The 22,431-nt window shown below is 60.9% G+C and carries 22 protein-coding genes; 9 read left to right on the forward strand and 13 right to left on the reverse strand.

The features are described 5' to 3' along the window. The 8 genes from G7020_RS16545 to G7020_RS16580 form a co-directional block, all read left to right on the forward strand. A partial coding sequence (locus G7020_RS16545) for a group II intron reverse transcriptase (protein WP_181086282.1) occupies positions 1 to 1,208 on the forward strand: 1,208 nt, incomplete at its 5' end. A gap of 149 nt (positions 1,209 to 1,357) precedes the next feature. Next, the gene (dnaX, locus tag G7020_RS16550; RefSeq protein ID WP_181086283.1) at positions 1,358 to 3,379 is read left to right on the forward strand and encodes a DNA polymerase III subunit gamma/tau; all 2,022 of its coding nucleotides are present in this window, start codon (positions 1,358 to 1,360) and stop codon (positions 3,377 to 3,379) included. Between the two features lie 19 nt (positions 3,380 to 3,398). After that, on the forward strand, positions 3,399 to 3,725 hold the full coding sequence (locus G7020_RS16555; RefSeq protein ID WP_181086284.1) for a YbaB/EbfC family nucleoid-associated protein: 327 nt from the start codon (positions 3,399 to 3,401) through the stop codon (positions 3,723 to 3,725). Positions 3,726 to 3,848: 123 nt separating this feature from the next. Continuing rightward, positions 3,849 to 4,448, forward strand: coding sequence for a recombination mediator RecR (gene recR, locus G7020_RS16560; protein WP_181086285.1), 600 nt, complete (start codon positions 3,849 to 3,851; stop codon positions 4,446 to 4,448). Between the two features lie 313 nt (positions 4,449 to 4,761). Then, positions 4,762 to 5,751: an ABC transporter substrate-binding protein gene (locus G7020_RS16565; protein WP_181086286.1), complete on the forward strand. Its 990-nt coding sequence runs from the start codon at positions 4,762 to 4,764 to the stop codon at positions 5,749 to 5,751. A gap of 119 nt (positions 5,752 to 5,870) precedes the next feature. Beyond that, positions 5,871 to 6,617: an ABC transporter ATP-binding protein gene (locus G7020_RS16570; protein ID WP_181086287.1), complete on the forward strand. Its 747-nt coding sequence runs from the start codon at positions 5,871 to 5,873 to the stop codon at positions 6,615 to 6,617. After that, positions 6,614 to 7,387, forward strand: coding sequence for an ABC transporter permease (locus G7020_RS16575; protein ID WP_181086288.1), 774 nt, complete (start codon positions 6,614 to 6,616; stop codon positions 7,385 to 7,387). Before G7020_RS16570 ends, G7020_RS16575 begins: the two co-directional genes overlap by 4 nt. Before the next feature lie 11 nt (positions 7,388 to 7,398). After that, the gene (locus G7020_RS16580; RefSeq protein WP_181086289.1) at positions 7,399 to 8,094 is read left to right on the forward strand and encodes a transporter substrate-binding domain-containing protein; all 696 of its coding nucleotides are present in this window, start codon (positions 7,399 to 7,401) and stop codon (positions 8,092 to 8,094) included. Positions 8,095 to 8,102: 8 nt separating this feature from the next. Here G7020_RS16580 and G7020_RS16585 read toward each other — a convergent pair whose 3' ends face one another. The 4 genes from G7020_RS16585 to hemN all read right to left on the reverse strand — a co-directional run bounded on the left by G7020_RS16585 (position 8,103) and on the right by hemN (position 11,830). Then, positions 8,103 to 8,711, reverse strand: a complete 609-nt coding sequence (locus G7020_RS16585) for an SCO family protein (RefSeq protein WP_181086290.1) — start codon at positions 8,709 to 8,711, stop codon at positions 8,103 to 8,105. Between the two features lie 334 nt (positions 8,712 to 9,045). After that, on the reverse strand, positions 9,046 to 9,594 hold the full coding sequence (locus G7020_RS16590; RefSeq protein WP_181086291.1) for an adenine phosphoribosyltransferase: 549 nt from the start codon (positions 9,592 to 9,594) through the stop codon (positions 9,046 to 9,048). A 12-nt stretch (positions 9,595 to 9,606) separates the two neighbouring features. Continuing rightward, the gene (gene fnr, locus G7020_RS16595; RefSeq protein WP_181086292.1) at positions 9,607 to 10,341 is read right to left on the reverse strand and encodes a fumarate/nitrate reduction transcriptional regulator Fnr; all 735 of its coding nucleotides are present in this window, start codon (positions 10,339 to 10,341) and stop codon (positions 9,607 to 9,609) included. Between the two features lie 103 nt (positions 10,342 to 10,444). Beyond that, on the reverse strand, positions 10,445 to 11,830 hold the full coding sequence (gene hemN / locus G7020_RS16600; RefSeq protein ID WP_181086293.1) for an oxygen-independent coproporphyrinogen III oxidase: 1,386 nt from the start codon (positions 11,828 to 11,830) through the stop codon (positions 10,445 to 10,447). Positions 11,831 to 12,286: 456 nt separating this feature from the next. On the opposite strand from hemN, the gene nadE reads away from it, so the two are divergent. Beyond that, positions 12,287 to 13,123 carry an ammonia-dependent NAD(+) synthetase gene (nadE, locus tag G7020_RS16605; protein WP_181086294.1) on the forward strand — a complete coding sequence of 279 codons (837 nt, stop codon included), beginning with the start codon at positions 12,287 to 12,289 and terminating at the stop codon, positions 13,121 to 13,123. A 181-nt stretch (positions 13,124 to 13,304) separates the two neighbouring features. Here the strand turns inward: nadE and G7020_RS16610 are convergent, their stop codons facing one another. The 9 genes from G7020_RS16610 to ccoN form a co-directional block, all read right to left on the reverse strand. Then, a complete protein-coding gene (locus tag G7020_RS16610) occupies positions 13,305 to 13,988 on the reverse strand; it encodes a sulfite exporter TauE/SafE family protein (RefSeq protein ID WP_181086295.1) in 684 nt (227 codons plus the stop codon). Further along, entirely contained in the window at positions 13,981 to 14,187 is a 207-nt protein-coding gene (gene ccoS, locus G7020_RS16615) for a cbb3-type cytochrome oxidase assembly protein CcoS (protein WP_181086296.1), read from the reverse strand. The genes G7020_RS16610 and ccoS overlap by 8 nt, the downstream gene beginning before the upstream one ends. Before the next feature lie 49 nt (positions 14,188 to 14,236). Beyond that, positions 14,237 to 16,675, reverse strand: a complete 2,439-nt coding sequence (locus tag G7020_RS16620; protein ID WP_181086297.1) for a heavy metal translocating P-type ATPase — start codon at positions 16,673 to 16,675, stop codon at positions 14,237 to 14,239. Between the two features lie 8 nt (positions 16,676 to 16,683). Next, the gene (locus tag G7020_RS16625; RefSeq protein ID WP_181086298.1) at positions 16,684 to 17,187 is read right to left on the reverse strand and encodes a FixH family protein; all 504 of its coding nucleotides are present in this window, start codon (positions 17,185 to 17,187) and stop codon (positions 16,684 to 16,686) included. Positions 17,188 to 17,198: 11 nt separating this feature from the next. After that, positions 17,199 to 18,611: a cytochrome c oxidase accessory protein CcoG gene (ccoG, locus tag G7020_RS16630; RefSeq protein ID WP_181086299.1), complete on the reverse strand. Its 1,413-nt coding sequence runs from the start codon at positions 18,609 to 18,611 to the stop codon at positions 17,199 to 17,201. A gap of 136 nt (positions 18,612 to 18,747) precedes the next feature. Then, positions 18,748 to 19,665 (reverse strand): cytochrome-c oxidase, cbb3-type subunit III, encoded by a 918-nt coding sequence (gene ccoP / locus G7020_RS16635; RefSeq protein WP_181086300.1) that lies wholly within the window; start codon positions 19,663 to 19,665, stop codon positions 18,748 to 18,750. Beyond that, a complete protein-coding gene (locus G7020_RS16640; protein ID WP_103454524.1) occupies positions 19,666 to 19,848 on the reverse strand; it encodes a cbb3-type cytochrome oxidase subunit 3 in 183 nt (60 codons plus the stop codon). 6 nt (positions 19,849 to 19,854) lie between these two features. Continuing rightward, positions 19,855 to 20,466, reverse strand: a complete 612-nt coding sequence (gene ccoO, locus G7020_RS16645) for a cytochrome-c oxidase, cbb3-type subunit II (RefSeq protein ID WP_181086301.1) — start codon at positions 20,464 to 20,466, stop codon at positions 19,855 to 19,857. An 11-nt stretch (positions 20,467 to 20,477) separates the two neighbouring features. Then, entirely contained in the window at positions 20,478 to 21,905 is a 1,428-nt protein-coding gene (gene ccoN / locus G7020_RS16650; protein WP_181086302.1) for a cytochrome-c oxidase, cbb3-type subunit I, read from the reverse strand. Positions 21,906 to 22,431 lie beyond the last annotated feature (526 nt).

Here is a 22,431-nt window from a genome sequence, read left to right on the forward strand (position 1 = left end):
TGTCGTCACAAAAGGCGCCGGTCTGGATTCTGGAAGGTGACATCAAGGGGTTCTTCGACAATATCAACCACGAGTGGCTGTGCCGGAATGTTCCGATGGACAGGAAGGTGCTGCGCAAATGGTTGAAGGCCGGGGTTATCGACCGGCGACAACTCATGGCTACGGAGGCCGGGACGCCGCAAGGCGGGATCATCTCGCCCTGTCTGGCAAACGCCACCCTGAATGGTCTGGAGACTCAGCTAAAGCGCCATCTGGTGAAGAAGTTGGGGGTCCGGAACGCTAAGAAGAGCAAGGTGCAGTGTGTTCGCTATGCGGATGACTTTGTCGTTACGGCAGCCTCGAAAGAGCTGTTAGAGGACGTGGTCAAACCTTGGGTAGAGCAATTCCTGTCGGCACGAGGGGTTGCGCTGTCACGGGAGAAAACGCAGATCACGCACATCCACCAAGGCTTCGATTTTCTGGGGTGGAATTTCAGGAAGTACGTGCCGAAATCGCCGTATAGGAACGCCAAGCTGCTGATCAAGCCCTCGAAGAAGAACGTCTCGGCGTTCTATCGGAAAGTGCGTGAGATCATCAAAGGCAGCGGAGCACTGACGCAGGACGCGTTGATCGGCCAGCTGAACCCGGTACTGAAGGGGTGGGCGCAATACCACTCCACGGTCGTGGCAAAACAAACCTTCAGCAAGCTGGATAGCCTTATCTTCTGGCGACTCTGGAGGTGGGCGAAGCGGAGGCATCCGCGGAAGTCGGCTGACTGGATCAGGAAAAAATACTTCCGATCCATAGGTGGGCAGAACTGGGTGTTTGCGTATCCCTACAAAAATGGCAAGGGAGAAAGGCAGTTCCGGCGGCTGTACGAGCTGGCGGAGACCGCAATCGTGCGTCACAAGCGTTTATCGGGAGAGTGTCAGCCCTACGACGCGACGCAGGAGCTGAAGTGGGAGGCGTTGAGGGTTCAACGGATGCAGCACACGCTGCGTTATCGAGGACAGATCCTCAGCATCTTCCGTAGGCAGAAGGGGCTATGTGCCCTGTGCGGGCACGCGATCAACAAGGAAACCGGTTGGCACGACCATCACGTCATCAGGCGTGTGGACGGCGGGACGGATACCTTGAGGAACCGTGTGCTGCTTCATCCCAACTGTCATGCGCTGGTGCATAGCCGGCGTGAAAAGGTAACTCTGCGATACGGTGGCCAGAGATGCTAATATCTCGCACCATTAATGTCGGTTAGCCTCTTGGCTGGCTTTTCGTAAACTTGAGCCGTATGCGGTGAAAGCCGCACGTACGGTTCTTAGGGGGGGACGGGCCAGTAATGGCCTGTCCCTACCCGACCTGCTTTCCCCGCGATGGTGTTATGAGTTATCAGGTTCTAGCCCGCAAATGGCGTCCACGCTCGTTCCGCGAAATGGTCGGGCAGACGCACGTGCTCAAGGCCCTGATCAATGCGCTGGACAGTCAGCGTCTGCACCATGCCTATCTGTTCACCGGCACCCGTGGCGTCGGCAAGACCACCATCGCGCGGATCATCGCCAAGTGCCTGAACTGCGAAACCGGCGTCAGCTCCATGCCTTGTGGCGAATGTTCGGTGTGTCGCGAGATCGACGAAGGGCGTTTCGTCGACCTGATCGAAGTCGATGCCGCGAGTCGCACCAAGGTCGAAGATACCCGTGAGCTGCTGGACAACGTGCAGTACGCACCCAGCCGGGGTCGCTTCAAGGTCTATCTGATCGACGAAGTGCACATGCTTTCGTCGCATTCGTTCAATGCGCTGCTGAAGACGCTCGAAGAGCCGCCGCCGCACGTCAAGTTCCTGCTGGCCACCACCGATCCGCAGAAGTTGCCCGTCACCATTCTTTCGCGCTGCCTGCAGTTCTCGCTGAAGAACATGCTGCCGGAAAGGGTGGTCGAGCACCTGACCCATGTGCTGGGTGCGGAAAACGTACCCTTCGAGCCCGATGCGCTCTGGCTGCTGGGGCGTGCCGCCGACGGTTCGATGCGCGATGCCATGAGCCTGACCGACCAGGCGATCGCCTTCGGCGAAGGCAAGGTGCTGGCCGAGGATGTGCGCAGCATGCTCGGCACCCTCGATCATGGTCAGGTCTACGGCGTGTTGCAGGCGCTGCTGGAAGGTGATGCCCGTGCGTTGCTGGAGGCGGTTCGCCATCTGGCCGAGCAAGGTCCCGACTGGGGCGGCGTGCTGGCGGAAATACTCAACGTGCTGCACCGCGTGGCCATTGCCCAGGCGCTGCCGGAGGCGGTGGACAATGGCCAGGGTGATCGCGAGCGGGTGCTGGCTCTGGCCCAGGCGCTGCCTGCCGAGGACGTGCAGTTCTATTACCAGATGGGCTTGATCGGTCGGCGCGATCTGCCGTTGGCGCCGGACCCGCGCAGTGGCTTCGAGATGGTCCTGCTGCGCATGCTGGCGTTTCGCCCGGCGGGTAGTGAAAACGCGCCGCGAACACCCTTAAAGAATCAGGGAATCAGTCCGGCCACGACTGATTCCCAGGCGGCGCCGGTGGCCGCCACGATGCTTGCAGCTGCGCCCGCGGTGCCTGTCGCCGCTGCACCTGTGCCATCCAGTGTTGCCGTCGAGCCTGAAGTTCTGGCGCAGCCTGCTTCTGATGCTGTCGCTGAGTCGGCTTTCGAAGAGCCCTCAGAAGAGCCTGCGCAGGCGCCCGTTGCCGAGGAACCGGCGGCACAGTTTATGCCCGCAGCGCCGCCCATCGATCTGCCCTGGGAAGAGCGTCCAGCCCCGGCTGTTTTGGAGCCGCCCGCCCGCAGCGAACCGGCGCAGGCCGTTACCGAGCCGATTGAGCCCGCCACTGCGCCGGTTCCGGTCGAAGAGGTGGATGATGACGAGCCACCGTTGAGCGATGAGGATTATTTCGAGGCTGAAACCCAGGCCGAAGCCTATCTGGACACGCTGGAATCATTCGAACCCGCTGCCGAAATCGCCGAGCCTGCGCTTGCCATGGAGCCGGCCACAGGCCTGGCCGCGGAGTGGCAGAGCATCTATCTCAAGCTGGGCTTGTCTGGCCTGACTGGCAGTATCGCCTCCAACTGCACGCTGATTTCGGTCGAGGATGATCGCTGGCTGATGCACCTGGACCCGGCGCAGAGCGCACTGTTCAATGCAACCCAGCAACGGCGCCTGAACGAGGCGCTCGATCAGTATCATGGCCGGCCCCTGAAGCTGGTGATCGAACTGCAGACACCGCAACAGGAAACCCCGGCTCAGGCGGCGGCCCGGTATCGTACGCAGCGGCAGCAGGCCGCCGAGCAGTCGATCCAGTCCGATCCGCTGGTCCAACAACTGATGCAGCAATTTGCGGCGGTGATCCGCGAGGGCACCATCGAACCCCTGGAACAACCCTGATCGACCCGAGGAAATCCCCATGATGAAAGGTGGCATGGCCGGCCTGATGAAGCAGGCGCAGCAGATGCAGGAAAAGATGCAGAAAATGCAGGAAGAGCTGGCGAACGCTGAAGTGACCGGCCAATCCGGCGCTGGCCTGGTCAGTGTGGTGATGAACGGTCGTCACGACGTCAAGCACGTCAGCCTCGATGACAGCCTGATGCAGGAAGACAAGGACATCCTCGAAGACCTGATTGCCGCCGCCGTGAACGATGCGGTACGCAAGATCGAGGCGAACAGCCAGGAAAAAATGTCCGGTATGACCGCCGGCATGCAACTCCCTCCCGGCTTCAAGATGCCGTTCTAAAAAGCAGCTGAAAGCTTGAAGCCCGAAGCTGGAAGAAAGAGCTTGACCGGCGTTGGCCGCGGCCTCTGACACTAGCTTCCAGCTTCCAGCTTCCAGCTTCCAGCTTCCAGCTTCGGGATTTCCATGAGCTTCAGCCCCCTGATTCGCCAACTCATCGACGCATTGCGCATTCTTCCCGGCGTTGGGCAGAAGACGGCACAACGCATGGCCCTGCAGATGCTCGAGCGTGATCGCAGTGGTGGTTTGCGTCTGGCCCAGGCGCTGACGCGGGCGATGGAGAATGTCGCTTATTGCCAGCAGTGCCGCACCCTCAGCGAAGAGGCGCTGTGCGCGCAGTGTGCTGATCCGCGCCGGGACGATAGCCTGCTGTGCATCGTGCAGAGTCCGGTGGATGTCTTCGCGGTCGAGCAGACCGGCTTTCGTGGTCGCTATTTCGTGCTCAAGGGGCATCTGTCGCCCCTCGATGGCCTGGGGCCGGAAGCCATCGGTATTCCCGAATTACTGACACGTGTTGCCGCAGGCAGTTTCAGCGAAGTGATCTTGGCCACCAACCCGACCGTGGAAGGCGAGGCCACCGCCCATTACATCGCGCAGCTGTTGATCCCCAAGGGGCTGACCCTCAGCCGGATCGCGCATGGTGTGCCGTTGGGCGGCGAATTGGACCTGGTGGATGGCGGCACTCTGGCCCACGCGCTGGCCGGGCGCAAGACCATCCATCTGTAGGCCGGGTCACGCTTCACCGACCCGACGAGAACGATCAGACGGCATAGGGCGAAAGCCTTGCTTGCGGTTGCCTGTGCATCAGTTTGTCGGATCAGGTATCCAGATCGTCGGATTACGCTTCGCTAGCCGACCTACATCAGTGCCAATCACTGCATCGATATAACTTTCCGTCTGGAGCATATGGCCAGCCAAGAGGTGCAGGCTATGCATCAGATCGTGTAAAGTTCTAAGCCAATGAAGATATATAACCAGGTAGAATAATAAGCTTTCTTTTGGTTATATATCGCAAGCGTGCACAGCGTTGAGGTCGAAGATGAAGGCAAGGTACTGGCTGGTCCCCGCTCTGTTGCTGATGAGCGCATTCGCGCAGGCACAGGAAACATTCAAGGTTGGCTACATCCGCGTCATGGATGATGCCCAGGCGATGGTTGCCCATGAGGCGCAGTTGTACAAGAAGCATGGCCTGGACGTCGAGCTGGTCGAATTCAGTTCCGGTACCGATCTGATCAAGGCCATCGTCGGTGGGCAGCTGGACACCGGGGTGCTGGGTTTCACCAATGCCGTTGCCTGGGCCTCCAAGGGCGCCGATCTGAAGGTGGTTGGCGGAGCCCAGCAGGGCTATCACTCGATTCTGGTGCGCAACGAAACCGGTATCGAGGATGTTGCTGGTCTCAAGGGGCACCGTCTGGCTTCGCAGCGCGAGGGCAGCACTGCCGATTCGGTACTGCGTGGTGTCACGCTGAAGGCTGCCGGGCTGGCGCCCAGCGATGTGAACATCATGGGTGTCAGCCCGGCAGTTGCCGTACAGTCGCTGGTGTCCGGGCGGGTCGATGCAGCCTTCCTGTTCGAACCCTATGACCGCATCGCCCAGCTGGTGGCTCCGGTCAAGCAGATCTACGAGATCGGTGAAGTCTGGCCTTTCCCCTGCATGGTGGTGATCACCTCCGGCGAAACCCTGAGCAAGCGCAAGGAGGCCGTGTGGAAATCCCTCGATGCTCAGCGCGAAGCCATCGAATTGCTGGAGAACCAGCCTGCCGAAGCCGCCAGGCTGATCGCCGGCTATTTCATCGCCGAGCCGACGCTCAAGACCCTGGAGCGTGGCGAGCTGCCGCGTGAAGTGGTGATCGAGGAAGCCATCGCCACCCAGGATTTCACTGCGAAACTGGATGAGGCTGATCTGGCGCGCATTCAGGAACTGGCCGATATTCTGCAGGAGCTGGGTTCGCTGAAGACCCGCGACGGCAAGCCGTTCGATACCCGCGCGATCCTGGACCTGTCCTGGCAGGAAGCACGCGAACTCTGATCGCTTCATCAGCGCCCTGTTGACAGGCCGTTGATGCTGCTGATCGCTCATTGCCCGGCCACGTGCCGGGCAGTTTTCATTCTGCCGGCTGTCGCCGGCGAAGTTCTTTCAGGTTTTTCATGCAACTCAGATTCGAAGAAGTAGACAAGCGGTTCGGGCAGCTTGAGGTCATCAAAGGCTTCAATGCCGAGTTCGCCCAGGGCGAACTGGTGGCGTTGGTCGGACCTTCCGGCTGCGGCAAATCGACCCTGCTGCACTTGGTGGCCGGACTGGAAAACCCCACCGCTGGCCGTGTGCTGGCCGATGGCGAGAAGATTCCCGGCCCGAGCCCCCGCCGCACGCTGGTGTTCCAGGAGCACGCGCTTTACCCGTGGCTGAGCCTGCAAGGCAACGTCGCCATGGCGCTGGAGCTGCAGGGCGTGGCCAAGGCCAGCGCTTTCGAGCAGGCAGCGGACTGGCTGGCGCGGGTGAGTCTGGATGGTTTCGAGCATTACTACCCGCACCAGGTCTCCGGCGGCATGCGTCAGCGCACGGCCTTGGCGCGTGCCTTTATCGCCAAACCCGAAGTGCTGCTGCTCGATGAGCCCTTCGGTGCACTGGATGCGCTGACCCGTATGGCACTGCAGGACGTGTTACTGGAACTGATCAAGCAGCACCAGCCCACCGTGCTGCTGGTGACCCATGATGTCGATGAGGCGCTGTACCTGGCCGACCATGTGCTGGTATTCAGCGCGCGCCCGGCGCAGGTGCTGAAAACCTTCAACTTCACCCATTGCGAAAAGAGCCATGATCTGACCGCGTTCGCCGCTGAGCGAACCGAGATCCTGCGCTTGCTGGGCATCAAGACGGAGGTCGGCCAGCCATGAGTCAGCCACGTCGTCTAACCGGCCCGAAAAAATACCTCGCCGTGGTGCTGGCGGTTCTGTTCATCCTGCTGATCTGGCAGGCGGCGGCCTGGAGCCTGCCGTCATTCCTGATGCCGGGAATTCCCACGGTGCTTGAGCGGCTGTTCACCACGGTACAGGAGCCAGCATTTCGCGAAGGCCTGTACGGCAGCATGAGTCGTCTCGGAAGTGGCTACAGCTTTGCCTTGCTGTTCGGTATCGGCTTTGGCCTGGTCGGCGGGGTGCTGTTCTTCTTCCGTGAAATCCTGCGCTCGGCCATCGTCATCCTGCAGTCGATTCCCTCGATTGCCTGGGTACCGCTGTTCCTGATCGTCATGGGCTTTGGCAACCTGCCGATCATCGTGGTGGTGGCGCTGGCCGCATTCTTCCCCATGGCGTTGTCGGTGATGAATGCCACCGAAAGCGTGCAGCCGGTACATGTCGCCGCCGCGCGGGTGATGGGGGCGTCACGCTGGCAGTTGCTGCGCCGTGTCTACCTGCCGGCGGTAATGCCGGAGTTGATCACCGGTGCCCAGCTGGCGTTCGGCAACGCCTGGCGTGCGCTGATTTCCGCTGAAATGCTGATCGGTTTCGGCCAGGGCCTGGGACGTTCGCTGGCGTATTCAGGTGAGATCGCCGACATGAGCGGCGTGATGATGAATATTCTGGTGATCGCCATCCTCGCCACCCTGATCGATCAGGTGGTGCTGGAAAAATTCAAGCAGAGGATGCTGCGCTACCAATACGTCTGAGGTCGCTTGCCGTGCGCGTATTACCGTTTCTAGTCTTGTTGCCGGCCCTGCTGGGGCCGGTCCTGGCATCTGCACAGCCGCTGCAGGCGACGCTGCCGGAATACCGCATCTTGTCGAGCACCGAAACGGACAGCTTCGAGTCGGCACTGCTGGAGGTTTTAGGTGAGGCGCTGGGGCAGGCGGTAACCATTACGCATCAGCCTGACAGCGCCAACCTGCGGCTGGGGCCGGTAGACGCTGGCCCGCTCTACTACCAGTCGGTCCCCGCCGCCCTGACGGCCAACGAAGGCGGTGTCGCAGATTGGCAGCATCTTCGCAACCAGCCGGTCTGTCTCGTTGCGGCCAGCCCTTACGCGCAGTTGGTTACGCAGCGCTTCGGCGCACAGCCGCGTGAATACCCCAGCACCGCACATGCCCTGATCGGCCTCAAGCTTGGTGAATGCCGCTCGGTGGTTGACGACCAGCGCCTGCTTGCGGAAATAGCGAAGCTGCCCGAGTGGCGTCGTTACGACAGCCTGCTGGCGGCTCTGCCCGAAGGCGAGCAGCAGCTGCGTATCAGCACGCCGGATGCCGTGCTGCAGGCGCGCATCGACGGGTTGCTGGCGCAGTGGAAGGAAGAGGGGACGCTGGAAGAACTGATCCGCTTCTGGATCGATGAAGTAGCGTTTCAAGCCTATGTGCTGGCCGATACTCTGGATTGCCACTGAGCTGCCCGTCAGGGTTGTCTCAGGACCTGAGCCAAAGCCTTGGGCAACTCTTCGAGCTTGAACGGCGCGCGGATATGTCCACGCAGGGTGCCGTCGGAGGCGATCAGTGCGAGGTTGCCGCTATGGGCGACACTGTAGTCGCCTTCGGTCATGCTGGCTGGAACGAACGGCAGGCCCAGTGCCTTGGATAACCTTTGCAGTTGCGTCATCTCGCCGGTCAGACCGGTAAAGCCCGCGCGGTAGTAGCCCAGATAGGTTTTCAGCTGGCTGGGCGTGTCGCGTGCCGGGTCGGCGGTGACCATCACCAGTTGCACTTGTTCGCGCAGCTCGTTCGGTAGCTGGGCGAACACCCGACGCATGTCGCTGAGCGTGGTGGGGCAGATATCCGGGCAGGCGGTGAAACCGAAGAAGACAATGTGCCAACGGTTGCGTAGCGCCTGGGTTTCGAAGGGCTGGCCGTCCTGGTCGATCAGTTCGATGTTGGGCAGGGGGCGTTCACGCGGCAGCAGCAACAGATTGGCCTCGTCCAGCAGGGCGTTGCGATCCAGGGCGAATGCCGGGAGGGTGAAGGCGAGCGTGCCGATCAGCAGGCAGCGCAAAAGTAGGGAAGCAAGCATGGCGGTCTTGTTCGTCAGAGGGCTTGGCTCGACTGTAGCCCGCCGCAGTGACGGGCCATCACTATTGCCAACGCAGCAGCTTTGCAATAATCGTTAAAAACGTAGGCGAGGCAGGCAAGACAAGGCAAAGACAGGCGAGAAACGTAGCGCAGCGAAGTAACAGCCGCAGGCTGGCCCGCAGGGTGAGCGCAGCGAATCACGCGGAGTTTAGTGGTCTAAATGAGCAGTACTCACTTCGTTCGCCCTTCGGGCCGCGCTGAAGCGCGTTAGCCACAAGCGGCTTGCTGAGCCTGTTTTTAACGCAGTATTGCCAACGCAGCCAGTTTTTAAGCTGTTAACGCTCTTTGAGCTCGAAAGCCGTCAGAGTAAAGGTCGGGATGCCCATATCCTGAAGTTTTTGCGAGCCGCCCAGTTCGGGCAGGTCGATGATCGCTGCGGCTTCGTATATCTGTGCGCCCATGCGCCGCACCAGTTGGGCCGCGGCGATGAAGGTGCCGCCCGTGGCGATCAGGTCATCGAGCAGCAGTACCGAGTCACCTTCGCAGAAGCTGTCGGCATGGACCTCGAGAAAGGCTTCGCCATACTCGCTCTGGTAGGACTCGACCAGTACATCAGCGGGGAGCTTGCCTTTCTTGCGGAATAGAATCAGCGGCTTGTTCAACTCGTAGGCGATGATCGAGCCGATGATGAAGCCGCGCGCATCTAGGGCGCCAACGTGGCTGAAATCGGTTTCGACGTAGCGCTGGATCAGGCTGTCGGCGACCATGCGCAGGGCCTTGGGCGACTGCAGCAGTGGGGTGATATCCCGAAACACCACACCGGGCCCTGGGAAGTTGGGAACGGGACGAATCAGTTTCTTGATCGTGAATTCATCGAAAATCATGGTGGGGCTCCTTCAGGCGTCCATGTTTCCGCCAGCCAGCGCGCACAAGCGGATGGAGTCGAGGATACGCACTTCCTTGCCTTCCGCCTCCAGCAGGCCGCTTGCCTGGCAACGGGTGAAAACCCTGGAAACGGTTTCGACTGCCAGCCCCAGATAGCTGCCGATTTCGTTGCGTGACATGGGCAGGCGGAAGTGGTTGGCGGAGAAGCCACGTGCGCTGAAGCGGGCCGACAGGTTGATCAGAAAGGTGGCGATGCGCTCATCGGCGGTTTTCTTCGAGAGCAGCAGCATCATTTGCTGATCGTCGCGGATTTCGCGGCTCATGATACGCATCAACTGACGGCGCAGCTGTGGCAACAGGACGCTGAGTTCATCGAGACGCTCGAAAGGAATTTCGCAAACCGAAGTGGTTTCCAGAGCCTGTGCCGAGACCGGGTAGGTTTCGGTGTCCATGCCGGAAAGCCCGACCATTTCGCTGGGCAGATGAAAACCGGTGATCTGCTCTTCTCCGGTGTCGGTGACGCTGAAGGTGCGCAGAGCGCCGGAGCGGATCGCGAACACGGAGTTGAACGTATCCCCCTGGCGAAACAGCATTTCCCCCTTCTTCAAAGGACGTCCACGCTTGACGATCTCATCCAGAGCGTCCATGTCCTGCATGTTCAGCGAAAGCGGCAGGCACAGGCCGGACAGGCTGCAATCCTTGCAATGAGCTTGCCGCTGTGTGCGGGCCTTGATCGACTCGGACATAGGTAATCCTGAAAAACCTTACGAGATTTGCGCAAGGTTAACTCAGGCAGCCGGCTTAGGCCAATTGCACAACAGTCGCAGGGTTATCGATCGGCAATCAGACTCAGAAAGCCTGGGAAAGGCGTTTGGGATGGTGTTCGGGTAGCAGGTAATGATCGAACTGCATGCACAGCGCACGGACCAGCAGGCGGCCCGCGGGCAGCACGGCGATGGTGTCTTTGCTCAACTGGATGAGACCGTCGCTGGCCATCTGTTCCAGGGTTGGCCAGGCTGACTTGAAGTAATCCCTGAAGTTGATGTTGAACGTGCGTTCGATCACTTCGAAGCGCAGCTCGAACTCGCAGATGAAGCTCTGAATCACTTGCCGCCGGATGCGGTCGTCTTCGTTGCAGCGCAGGCCTCGGTTGGTGGCGAGCTGCTCCTGATCCAGAGACTGCTGGTAGAGGCTTATGTCAGTGTTGTTCTGGCAGTACAGGTCGCCGATCTGGCTGATGGCCGAGACTCCCAGTCCGATCAGGTCGCAATGGCCATGCGTGGTGTAACCCTGGAAATTGCGGGTAAGGGTGCCGTCTTCCTGGGCCATTGCCAGCTCGTCATCTGGCAGGGCGAAATGATCCATGCCGATGTAGCGATAGCCGGAATGGGTGAGCCCTTCCACGCCGACTTGCAGCATCGCCAGCTTCTCTGCCTCGCCAGGTAGCTCTGCGGCATTGATTCGACGCTGCCCCTGAAAACGTTCGGGATCATGGCTATAGCTGAACAGCGATACGCGGTCCGGCTGCATCGCCATGACGTTCTTCACGGTTTGCGCGAAGCGTTCGGGTGTCTGCAGGGGCAGGCCGTAGAGCAGGTCGATGTTGATCGAACGGTATTGCAGGGTTCGGGCGGCTTCGATGATCGCCTGGGTCTGCTCCAGCGTCTGCATTCGATTGATTGCGCGCTGGACCTCGGGGTCCAGTGCCTGCACGCCGATGCTGATGCGGTTGAAGCCCAGTTCACGGAGCAGGCCCATGGTCGACCAGTCGGCCTCGCGCGGGTCGATTTCGATGCTGAAGTCACCGTGGTCGTCGTCCTGCAGATTGAAATGCGCACGCAGATGCGCCATCAGGCGCCGCAGTTCGTCATGGCTGAGGAAAGTTGGCGTGCCACCGCCAAAGTGCAGCTGTTCGACCACCTGATCAGGCCCAAGGTGGCGGGCGATCATTTCGATCTCCCTTTCCAGGCGCTGCAGATAGGGCAGTGCGCAGCCGCGGTCCTTGGTGATGACCCTGTTGCGCGTGCAGTAGTGGCAGGCATTGGCGCAAAACGGCAGGTGCACATACAGCGAGAGCGGGCGTTTGGCATGGCGACTGCTACGCAGGGCATGCAGAAGGTCGAAGGAGCCGACCTTGTCATTGAACTGGAGGGCAGTCGGATACGAGGTATAGCGCGGCCCGGTCTGATCGTAGTTACGGATCAGGTCGGTATTCCAGCGAATGACGTCGAGCATCGTGCGTTCTCGGATTGACTGCAGTGGCCGGATTCTAGGGGGGGCACACAGGTACAGACTTGACCTGTATCAAGCCAGCCCGGACCCCGTCCGGAGCCTTGTGACGAGTGGCATGAAGGAGGGAGATTTATTGGCGCGTATGGGGTCGGATTGTCAAACTGCGGTCCACAGACCGCAACAGGCCGTTGAAAAACGTAGGCGAGGCAGGCAAGACAAGGCAAAAACAGGCGAGAAACGTAGCGCAGCGAAGTAACAGCCGCAGGCTGGCCCGCAGCGAATCACGCGAAGTTTAGTAGTCTAAATGAGCAGTACTCACTTCGTTCGCCCTTCGGGCCGCGCTGAAGCGCGTTAGCCGCAAGCGGCTTGCCGGGCCTGTTTTTAACGCAGTATTGCCAACGCAGATAGTTTTTCAACAGCCTGTTAACTGAATTGTTCGTTTATCGAAGGAGTAAGCCAATGCAAGGTCGTCAGCAGCAGATCGCTGCCGCACTCGATGTGTGTCCGCCTTTTGACGGGCCCGAGGCTGTTCAGGCTGAAATCAACCGGCGGGTGGCTTTCATCCAGGCATGCCTGCGCGAGTCCGGATTGAAAACTCTGGTGCTTGGCATCAGCGGCGGGGTCGATTCGACCACCGCAGGGCTGCTCGCGCAACGGGCGGTGGAAGGCATGCGTGCGGCGGGTGAAGGCGATGATTATCGATTCATCGCGGTGCGACTGCCTTATCAGGTGCAGCACGACGAGGACGAAGCGCAGCTAGCGGTGGATAGCATCGGGCCGGATGAATGCCATACGGTGAATATCGGCGCGGCGGTCCTGGGGCTTTCGCGCGCGACAGAGGCGCTGGAGCCCCTGGCGGATGCTGCGCGGGATTTTGTGCTGGGTAATACCAAGGCGAGGATGCGCATGGTGGCGCAGTACACCATCGCCAATGCGCGTCAGGGCCTGGTCATCGGTACCGACCATGCGGCCGAGGCGGTGATGGGCTTTTTCACCAAGTTCGGCGACGGCGCCTGCGACCTGACGCCCCTGGCAGGGTTGGTCAAAGGCCAGGTCCGGGAGCTTGCCGCAGCGCTGGGGGCTCCGTCACAACTGGTACACAAGGTGCCCACCGCCGATCTGGAAGAACTCAAGCCCGGCAGGCCGGACGAAGACGCCTACGGCGTGAGCTACGAGCAGATCGACGCCTTCCTGCAGGGCTTCGAGGTCTCGGACGAGGCCGCGCGAATCATTATCGAGACCTATGACAAGTCGCAGCACAAGCGGGAAATGCCGAAAGAGCCGGAGAGGCGATAAAGGCACTGGAGAGTGGATGATCTGACCTCTAGAAGCTGAGGTCTTGCTCGTCGGATTACGCCTTCAAGCCGTCGGATTACGCCTTCGGCTAATCCGACCTACAAATGGCTGGGTTTCGTAGATCGGGTCACGCTTCATCGACCCGACGAGCGGATCGGAAAACAGCGACAAGCTGCAAGCCTCAGTGCCCCATCAGCCACTGCTGATGCGGGCCGGGGAGGGTCCAGAGGCCGAAGAGAATGACCATGATGCCGCCGGCCATGCGCACACCACGCTTGCGCAGCAGTGCGGTCATGCGTTCGGCGGCCAGGCCGGTGGCCAGCAGGACCGGCCAGGTGCCGATACCGAAGGCCAGCATCAGCAGGGCGCTGTCGAGTGCATCGCCCTGGCTCGCGCTCCAGAGCAGGGTGCTGTAGACCAGGCCGCAGGGCAGCCAGCCCCAGAGCGCACCAAGAAACAGCGCCTGCGGCAGGTTACGCACCGGCATGAGGCGACTGGCGATGGGCTGCAGGTGTCGCCACAGGCCGCGTCCCATGGCTTCGATGCGCGTCAGGCCACTCCACCAGCCGGCCAGATACAGGCCCATGGCAATCAGCAGCAGCGCCGCCACGACCCGCAGCGCCATCGCCGCCGGGCTTTTGGCAACCGCCCAGCCGGCCAGACCGACAATCAGGCCGGCGGCGGCGTAGCTCAGTATCCGGCCAAGGTTGTAGGCAAACAGCAAACGCAGGCGCTTGCCGCGCTGTTCGGCAGGAATGGCCATGGTCAGAGCACCCATCAGGCCGCCGCACATGCCCAGGCAGTGTCCACCGCCGAGCAGGCCGAGGACAAAGGCGGACAGCAGCAAGGGCAACAGCTCAGTCACGCTTGGTTTTCTCGTCGTCGTTTTGTGCGGCCTGGTCGATGCCGGCCCGGTGCTTGGGATCTTCGTCGTCGAATAGAATGCTGTGTGCCGGGCTATCGAGGTCCTCGTACTGGCCGGCATCGACGGCCCAGAAGAATACCCAGATGGCCAGAGCCACCAGCACGACCGCGACGGGGATCAGGATATAGAGCGCGGCCATGGAGCCTCCGGAAAATGCTGTGACGCAGGGCAAGCGAGTGTCGCTCATCCTACTTCAGGCTGATCGGGTTCGGCGCGTCAGGCGCCTTCGGTAGCCGGGTCAGTCTCAGTGCGTTGAGCACCACCAGGAGCGAGCTGGCGGACATGCCCAGCGCAGCCCATAGCGGCGTCACCCAACCAATAGCGGCAAACGGCAGGATCAGGCCGTTGTAAAGGGTCGCCCAGCTCAGGTTTTCGACAATGATACGCCGGCTGCGGCGCGCCAGGCTGAAAGCCTGCACCAGGCTGTCGAGGCGGTTGGAGAGCAATACCGCATCGGCGCTGGTCTTGGCCAGGTCGGTGGCAGAGCCCATCGCCACGCTGATGTCGGCGGCGGCGAGAACCGGTACATCGTTGACCCCGTCACCGAGCATCAGCACGCGATGGCCTTCGCTCTGCAAGCGCTGCAGATGGTCGAGTTTGTCGGCGGGGGTCAGCCCGCTACGGGCCTCGTCGATGCCCAGCTGGCGTGCGATATCGGCGACCATCGGCGAGCTGTCGCCAGACAGCAGCAGCGTGCGCCAGCCACGGCGATGGCAGGCTTGCACCAGGGCCGGGGCGTCGTCGCGCAGGCGGTCATCGAGTACCAGCCAGGCCAGCGGCCCCCGTGTGTCACCCAATAGCAGCCATTGGCCCTGATTGCCGGGAATCTCGGGCGTAGCTCCGGCATAGCCGGCAGCGACGAAGCCGGGCTGGCCGATGCGCAGCAGTCGCCCGCCCACCGAGCCCTGCAGGCCGAGGCCAGGCACGCTGTCCACCGTGTCTGCCGCTTGCGGGGCGCGGCCAAAGGCTTTCGATATCGGGTGTTCGGAGCGGTTTTCCAATGCGGCAGCCAGGGCCAGGCAGGCGTCGGCATCCAGATCGGTTAGGGGACGAATCTCGCTCAGGGTCAGACGGCCTTCGGTGAGGGTGCCGGTTTTGTCGAAGATCACCGTATCGATGTGATTGAGGCCTTCCAGAACGTGCCCACGGGTGAGCAGCAGGCCGAGCTTGTGCAGCGTGCCGGTGGCGGCGGTGAGCGCAGTCGGTGTGGCCAGAGACAGGGCGCAGGGGCAAGTGGCGACCAGCAGTGCGAGCACTACCCAGAAGGCCCGTTGCGGATCGATCTGCCACCAGACGATGCCGACGACGGCGGCAGTCAGCAGTACTACCAGCAGGAACCATTGCGCGACGCGGTCGGCCAGTTCGGCGAGGCGAGGCTTGTCCGACTGGGCGCGTTCCAGCAGGCGGACAATGGCGGACAGCCGGGTATCGTCGCCGAGTGCCTGCACCTGGACCGTCAATGGACCTTCGACGTTCAGTGTGCCGGCGGTGACCAGATCGCCGATGCCGCGCGCCTGCGGCAGGTACTCGCCGGTCAGGACCGATTCGTCGATGCTCGATTGTCCGTTGAGAATACGGCCATCGGCCGGGACGAGGGCGCCAGGTTGCACCAGTATCCGATCACCCACGCACAGCTCGCTGAGCAGGATACGGGCGGTTTGCTCGTCTTCGTCCAGCTTCAGGCAGGATGCCGGCAGCAGGTTGACCAGTTGCGCGGTCGCCGCCGCCGTGCGCTCGCGTGCGCGGCGCTCCAGATAGCGTCCGGTGAGCAGGAACAGGGCGAACATGCCCACGGCATCAAAATACAGCTCGCCCTGGCCGGTCACGGTGGACCAGATGCCGGCCAGGTAGGCGCCGCCGATGGCCAGTGAAACCGAGACGTCCATGGTCAGGTGGCGCGTGCGCAGGTCGCGCAGGGCACCCTTGAAGAAATCGGTACAGCAATAGAACACGATGGGCGTGGTGAGCAGCAGCGCGGTCCAGCGCAGGGTAACGAAGAAGCTTTCCGAAAGGTCCAGGTTGAATTCGGGCCAGGTGGCCATGGTCGCCATCATCACCTGCATCCAGAGCAATCCCGTCACGCCGATCTGGCGCAGGCTGCGGCGATTCTCGCTGGCCAGCCGTTCCGCGACCTGATCGGCCCGGTAGGGATGCGCGGCATAGCCGATACGTCGAAGCTCGGCGAGCAACTCGCTGAGTGGCAGACGGCTATCGCTCCAGCGCACCTGCAGACGGTGATTGGACAGGTTCAGGTTCGCCTCGGCGATGCCGTCGAGGCCGAGCAGATGCCGCTCGATCAGCCAGCCGCAGGCGGCGCAGCTGATGCCTTCGATCATCAGCGCGGTGCTGGCGAGATCACCTTCATGTTGCACGAAGGGTTGCTGGACGTCTTTACGGTCGTACAGCGCCAGCTCATCGGACAATGCTTGGGGGAGAGCGCCTGGGTTGGTCGAGGTGTCGCTGCGGTGCAGGTAATAGCTTTCCAGGCCGGCGCTGACGATGGCCTCGGCGACTGCCTGGCAACCGGGGCAGCACATGGCCCGCGTCTCGTCGAGTACGCGGGCGTGCCAGGTGCTGCCGGCGGGAACCGGCAGACCACAGTGATAGCAGGGAAGAGGATGTGCCATCGAATCGGTCAGTGGTTCAGTTCGTAGGTCTGACCGCTGCTGATTTCCATTTCCTCGAACAGGCGCCAGTCCTGTTCTCCTTCACGACCGATCAGTTCGATGAAGCGTCGGCCAGTCACTGGGTCCTGCATCTGCCCCTGGTAAAAGCCTTCTCCCTGGGGTTGCAGGATGATGCGACGGTCACGCTCGGGTTGCGTCGGCGAAAGCAAGTTGAGTACCAGCTGCTGCGGACGGCTGTTGCCACTGAGCTGCAGTTCGGCCAGCCCGCGCTCATCGTTGAGCCTCAGTTGCGCCTGCACCTGAAGGCTCTCGGCGAGCTTCTCGCGCTCCAGCGACTGGTTGATGCCTTTGCCGGCATCGTAGTAGTTGTCCGATACCAGGGTGTCGGCATTGCGAATGGCGATGGTCAGCAGCGAGGTGCCGAGGATCACCGACATCGCCAGGATGCCGATGACGAACCAGGCCCAGAACTGGGTGTACCAACGGGTTTTTTCGTTATCGGATGCGCTCATGTACTACCTGTTCAACGAATGCTCGGGCCGATGAAGCGGCTCTCTGCATCGTCTTTGATTGAGGAATCGTTAGCCGACCTGACATGGAATACGATGTCATTGGTGCTGGAGGGCAGTTTTTCCGGGGAGACGGACAGCTCCACCGGGATGGTGATCAGCTCACCGGCTGCCGCGTGGATCTCGTTGCGACCTTCATAGCGCAGGCCGTCGATGCCGCTGGCCTCGATGATGAAGGTCTGCTCGCTCTGAGCCTTGTTCATCACCTTCAGGGTATAGACGTTTTCCACCATGCCCTGCTCGTTCTCGCGGTACAGCACGCGGTCCTTGAGGACGTCGAGCTTGACCAGTGAGCGGTCGACCACGGCATAGGTGAAGAGGCCCATCATCGCCACCAGCGCCAAGGCGTAGCCAAGCAGGCGCGGGCGGGCCAGGTGCGTCTTCTGTCCGGAAAGGTTGTGCTCGGTGGTGTAGCTGATCAGCCCGCGAGGGTAGTTCATCTTGTCCATGATGGTGTCGCAGGCATCGATACAGGCGGCGCAGCCGATGCATTCGATCTGCAAACCGTCGCGGATGTCGATACCGGTCGGGCAGACCTGTACGCACATGGTGCAGTCGATGCAGTCGCCCAGACCCATGGCCTTGTAGTCGGCATCCTTCTTGCGCGGACCACGTTTTTCGCCACGGCGCGGATCATAGGAGACGATCAGGGTGTCCTTGTCGAACATTACGCTTTGGAAGCGCGCATAGGGGCACATGTAGATGCACACCTGCTCGCGGAGGAAACCGGCGTTGCCATAGGTGGCGAGGGTGAAGAAACCGACCCAGAACAGAGCCCAGCCGCCGACTTGCAGGGTGAGCAGGTCGGGTACCAGTTCGCGGATCGGTGTGAAGTAACCGACAAAGGTGATACCGATGGCCAGGGATACGCCAAGCCAGATGCTGTGCTTGGCCAGCCTGCGGAGGAATTTGTTGGCGCTCATCGGCGCCTTGTCGAGTTTCATGCGCTGGTTGCGGTCACCTTCGGTGACCTTTTCCGCCCACATGAAGACCCAGGTGAAGACGCTCTGCGGGCAGGTATAGCCGCACCACACACGCCCTGCGAATACGGTGATGAAGAACAGGCCGAAGGCGCAGATGATCAGCAGCGCCGAGAGCAGGATGAAGTCCTGTGGCCAGAAGGTGGCGCCAAAGATGTAGAACTTGCGCTCGGGCAGATCCCACCAGACCGCCTGGCGACCATTCCAGTTCAGCCAGGCCGTGCCGAAGTAGAGAATGAAAAGCAGGCCGCCGCCCACAAGACGCAGGTTGCGGAAAAGGCCGGTAAACGAGCGGGTGTAGATCTTTTCGCGAGCAGCGTAAAGGTCCGTTGAGGCCTGGACCTTGGTTGGAGGGGTTACATCATGAACGGGGATTTGCTCAGTCATCGAGTGCGTACCACGGCGGAGGGTGAGTGACCCGGTCGATGCGTGCCGACCGGGTTCATTTGCTGACCTGCTGCGAATGTTACGCCCCGATAGTCGGAGTCAGGTGCGGCGGGAGGTCGCGCCCAGACTCACTGGATCAGTTCTCCGACTGTTGCGAGAGGCTGTACACATAAGCTGCCAGCAGGTGCACCTTGTCATTGCCAAGAATTTCTTCTTGGGCAGGCATGCGACCGTTACGGCCGTAGCGCAGGGTTTGCTGGATCTGCCCGAAGCTCGAACCGTACAGCCAGACATTGTCCGTCAGGTCCGGTGCGCCCATTGCCTGGAGGCCTTTGCCTTCAGGACCATGACAGGCTACACAGGTGCTGGCGAAGATCTTTTGACCCTGCTCAATGTCGACGTTCATACCCTCCGGCGTATCACGTCCGGACAGGCTGAGCACGTAACCGGCGACGTTGCGGATGCCGTCTTCGCCAATCACATTCAGCCAGCCCGGCATGGTGGCCTGACGGCCTGCCAGAATGGTGGTCTTGATGGTTTCAGGCTCGCCGCCCCACAGCCAGTCATGGTCGGTGAGGTTGGGGAAGCCGTAGGCGCCCTTGGCGTCCGAACCGTGGCAGACCGAGCAGTTGGAGGCGAACAGGCGTCCGCCCATTTTCAGGGCCTGCGGGTCCTTGGCGACTTCTTCGACCGGCATGGCGGCGAACTTGGCATAGAGCGGGCCATATTGTTCGTTGGCACGATCCATCTCGCGTTGCCATTCCTTGACCTGGGTCCAGCCACCTTCGTAGCCGGGCAGGATGCCTTTCCAGTTGCCCAGGCCTGGATACAGGACCAGATAGCCGAGGGCGAATACCACCGTGGCGACGAACAGCATGAACCACCAGCGCGGCAGCGGATTGTCATATTCCTCGATACCGTCATAGGAATGGCCGACGGTTTCTTCGGTGCTTTCGTGGCGCTGTCCCTTGCGAGTCGCCAGCAGCAGCCAGACCAGGGCTGCAATGGTCCCCAGACTCAGCAGGGTGATGTACCAACTCCAAAACGAGGTCATTTATTTCTTACTCCTGGACGCTTCTTCATCACGCTTCTTGGCGTCGGGCTCGTCTGCGAAGGGCAGGTTGGCGGCTTCATCGAAGCTGTTCTTGCGTTTGCTGCTATAGGCCCAGAGCACGACGCCAATGAAGGCGACGACAACCAAAATAGTGCCCAGACCGCGAAGAGTCCCGATATCCATGGTGCGTTACCGTTTGTTGGTGAGTGCAGTGCCAAGGACCTGCAGGTAGGCCACCATGGCATCCATTTCGGTCTTGCCCCTTACCGTGTCTCTCGCACCGGCGATGTCTTCATCGGTGTAAGGCACGCCCAGGGTGCGCAAGGCTTTCATCTTCTTGGCAGTGTCGCGACCATCGAGAGTGTTCTCCACCAGCCATGGGTAGGAGGGCATCTTCGATTCCGGTACGACGTTGCGCGGGTTGTACAGGTGCGCGCGGTGCCAATCATCGGAGTAGCGGCCACCGACACGGGCCAGGTCCGGGCCGGTACGCTTGGAACCCCACAGGAACGGATGGTCGTAGACGCTTTCACCAGCGACGGAGTAGTGGCCGTAGCGCTCGGTTTCGGCGCGGAACGGACGGATCATCTGCGAGTGGCAGCCGACGCAGCCTTCGCGGATGTACAGATCGCGGCCTTCCAGTTGCAGCGCGGTGTAGGGCTTCATGCCTTCCACCGGCTCGTTGACTACATCCTGGAAGAACAGCGGGACGATCTGGGTCAGGCCGCCGATGCTCACCGCGAGGATCATGAACAGGGTCAGCAGCCCGACGTTCTTTTCCAGTATTTCGTGATTCTTCATTGCTCGGTTCCTCAGGCGATCTGTGCGGCAGCGTTATAGTCGGCGGCCTTGGCGTGACGCACGGTGCGCCAGGTGTTGTAAGCCATCAACAGCATGCCGATGAGGAAGAATGCACCGCCGATCATGCGAATCACGAAGCCTGGGTGGCTGGCTTCAAGTGCTTCGACGAAGGAGTAGGTGAGGGTGCCGTCTTCGTTGATCGCACGCCACATCAGGCCCTGGGCGATGCCGTTGACCCACATCGAGGCGATGTAGAGTACGGTGCCGATGGTGGCCAGCCAGAAGTGCGCGTTGATCAGGCCGATGCTGTACATCTGCTCGCGAGCGAAGACTTTCGGAATCAGGTGATACATCGAGCCGATAGTGATCATCGCCACCCAGCCGAGGGCGCCGGCGTGAACGTGGCCGATGGTCCAGTCGGTGTAGTGGGACAGGGCGTTGACGGTCTTGATGGCCATCATCGGACCTTCAAAGGTCGACATGCCGTAGAACGCCAGGGAGACCACCAGGAAGCGCAGGATCGGGTCGGTGCGCAGCTTATGCCAGGCGCCCGAGAGCGTCATCATGCCGTTGATCATGCCACCCCAGCTCGGCGCCAGCAGGATGATCGACATCACCATGCCCAGGCTCTGAGCCCAGTCCGGCAGTGCGGTGTAATGCAGGTGGTGCGGGCCGGCCCAGATGTAGAGGGTGATCAGCGCCCAGAAGTGCACGATCGACAGGCGGTAGGAATACACCGGACGCTCGGCCTGCTTGGGCACGAAGTAGTACATCATGCCGAGGAAGCCTGTGGTCAGGAAGAAGCCCACGGCGTTGTGGCCGTACCACCATTGCACCATGGCGTCGGTCGCGCCGGAGTAGATCGAGTAGGACTTGAACCAACTGACCGGGATTTCCAGGTTGTTGACGATATGCAGCATCGCCGTCACCAAGATAAAGGCCCCGAAGAACCAGTTACCGACATAAATGTGCTTGGATTTACGCTTCAGGATGGTGCCGAAGAACACCAGTGCGTAGGAAATCCAGACCACGGCCAGCAGAATATCGATCGGCCATTCCAGCTCGGCGTATTCCTTGGAGCTGGTAAAGCCTTGCGGCAGCGTGATCACCGCCAGCACGATCACCGCCTGCCAACCCCAGAAGGTGAAGGAGGCCAGGCTGTCGGAGAACAGTCGCGCCTGGCAGGTCCGCTGTACCACATAGAAGGATGTGGCCATCAGGGCGCAACCGCCGAAGGCGAAGATCACCGCGTTGGTGTGCAGCGGTCGCAGGCGACCGAAGCTGGTCCAGGGCAGGTCGAAGTTGAGTCCTGGCCACACAAGCTGCGCGGCGATAAAGACTCCCAGACCCATTCCAATGATTCCCCACACCACCGTCATGATGGCGAACTGGCGAACCACCTTATAGTTATATGCAGTCTCACTTATTGCTGTGCTCATGCAAGGCTTCCACGCTAAATGGCATATCAAGGGGGGGCAAAAACGGCGGCAAGTATGGAGAAAGGAGGGGGGTAATGCAAACGAGCTCCGACCCCATCAGTACCGTTCCGGCCCTGATTTCAAGCGTCTTCCCTGCCTGTTACAGGTACGCCTGGCACACCGCGTCGGCGTGCTGAATCGAGGGCTTCGCCTTGTAGTTCTGCGGGATATTGGCGAGTAGCAGGGAGTATGGAAGCGGTTTGACCGTACGGCAAAGAGGGATGTATCGAGCGGTGTGCGACAGAGCGTCGCATGGGGGCTTTGAGGCGGTGGACTTGATTGGAGACAGGGCGGTTTGGACCGCCCTGTATTAGCAGGCCATCGAAAAACTACCTGCGTTGGCAATACTGCGTTAAAAACAGGCTCGGAATGCTCATTTAGGCCACTAAACTCCGCTTCCTCGCCTGTTTTTGCCTTGTCTTGCCTGCCTCGGCTACGTTTTTCAATGGCCTGTCAGGCCGCTGAAAATTCTGCATTACATTTTCAG

Origin of the sequence: Stutzerimonas stutzeri, from assembly GCF_013522825.1 — a bacterium.
GTDB lineage: Bacteria > Pseudomonadota > Gammaproteobacteria > Pseudomonadales > Pseudomonadaceae > Stutzerimonas > Stutzerimonas stutzeri_AK.

What these genes read in the sequence shown, in the direction of transcription:
- dnaX (WP_181086283.1), top strand. Translation starts at nt 1,358, where the DNA reads ATGAGTTATCAGGTTCTAGCCCGCAAATGGCGTCCACGCTCGTTCCGC.
- G7020_RS16555 (WP_181086284.1), top strand. Translation starts at nt 3,399, where the DNA reads ATGATGAAAGGTGGCATGGCCGGCCTGATGAAGCAGGCGCAGCAGATG.
- recR (WP_181086285.1), top strand. Translation starts at nt 3,849, where the DNA reads ATGAGCTTCAGCCCCCTGATTCGCCAACTCATCGACGCATTGCGCATT.
- G7020_RS16565 (WP_181086286.1), top strand. Translation starts at nt 4,762, where the DNA reads ATGAAGGCAAGGTACTGGCTGGTCCCCGCTCTGTTGCTGATGAGCGCA.
- G7020_RS16570 (WP_181086287.1), top strand. Translation starts at nt 5,871, where the DNA reads ATGCAACTCAGATTCGAAGAAGTAGACAAGCGGTTCGGGCAGCTTGAG.
- G7020_RS16575 (WP_181086288.1), top strand. Translation starts at nt 6,614, where the DNA reads ATGAGTCAGCCACGTCGTCTAACCGGCCCGAAAAAATACCTCGCCGTG.
- G7020_RS16585 (WP_181086290.1), bottom strand. Translation starts at nt 8,711, where the DNA reads ATGCTTGCTTCCCTACTTTTGCGCTGCCTGCTGATCGGCACGCTCGCC.
- G7020_RS16590 (WP_181086291.1), bottom strand. Translation starts at nt 9,594, where the DNA reads ATGATTTTCGATGAATTCACGATCAAGAAACTGATTCGTCCCGTTCCC.
- fnr (WP_181086292.1), bottom strand. Translation starts at nt 10,341, where the DNA reads ATGTCCGAGTCGATCAAGGCCCGCACACAGCGGCAAGCTCATTGCAAG.
- hemN (WP_181086293.1), bottom strand. Translation starts at nt 11,830, where the DNA reads ATGCTCGACGTCATTCGCTGGAATACCGACCTGATCCGTAACTACGAT.
- nadE (WP_181086294.1), top strand. Translation starts at nt 12,287, where the DNA reads ATGCAAGGTCGTCAGCAGCAGATCGCTGCCGCACTCGATGTGTGTCCG.
- ccoS (WP_181086296.1), bottom strand. Translation starts at nt 14,187, where the DNA reads ATGGCCGCGCTCTATATCCTGATCCCCGTCGCGGTCGTGCTGGTGGCT.
- G7020_RS16620 (WP_181086297.1), bottom strand. Translation starts at nt 16,675, where the DNA reads ATGGCACATCCTCTTCCCTGCTATCACTGTGGTCTGCCGGTTCCCGCC.
- G7020_RS16625 (WP_181086298.1), bottom strand. Translation starts at nt 17,187, where the DNA reads ATGAGCGCATCCGATAACGAAAAAACCCGTTGGTACACCCAGTTCTGG.
- ccoG (WP_181086299.1), bottom strand. Translation starts at nt 18,611, where the DNA reads ATGACTGAGCAAATCCCCGTTCATGATGTAACCCCTCCAACCAAGGTC.
- ccoP (WP_181086300.1), bottom strand. Translation starts at nt 19,665, where the DNA reads ATGACCTCGTTTTGGAGTTGGTACATCACCCTGCTGAGTCTGGGGACC.
- G7020_RS16640 (WP_103454524.1), bottom strand. Translation starts at nt 19,848, where the DNA reads ATGGATATCGGGACTCTTCGCGGTCTGGGCACTATTTTGGTTGTCGTC.
- ccoO (WP_181086301.1), bottom strand. Translation starts at nt 20,466, where the DNA reads ATGAAGAATCACGAAATACTGGAAAAGAACGTCGGGCTGCTGACCCTG.
- ccoN (WP_181086302.1), bottom strand. Translation starts at nt 21,905, where the DNA reads ATGAGCACAGCAATAAGTGAGACTGCATATAACTATAAGGTGGTTCGC.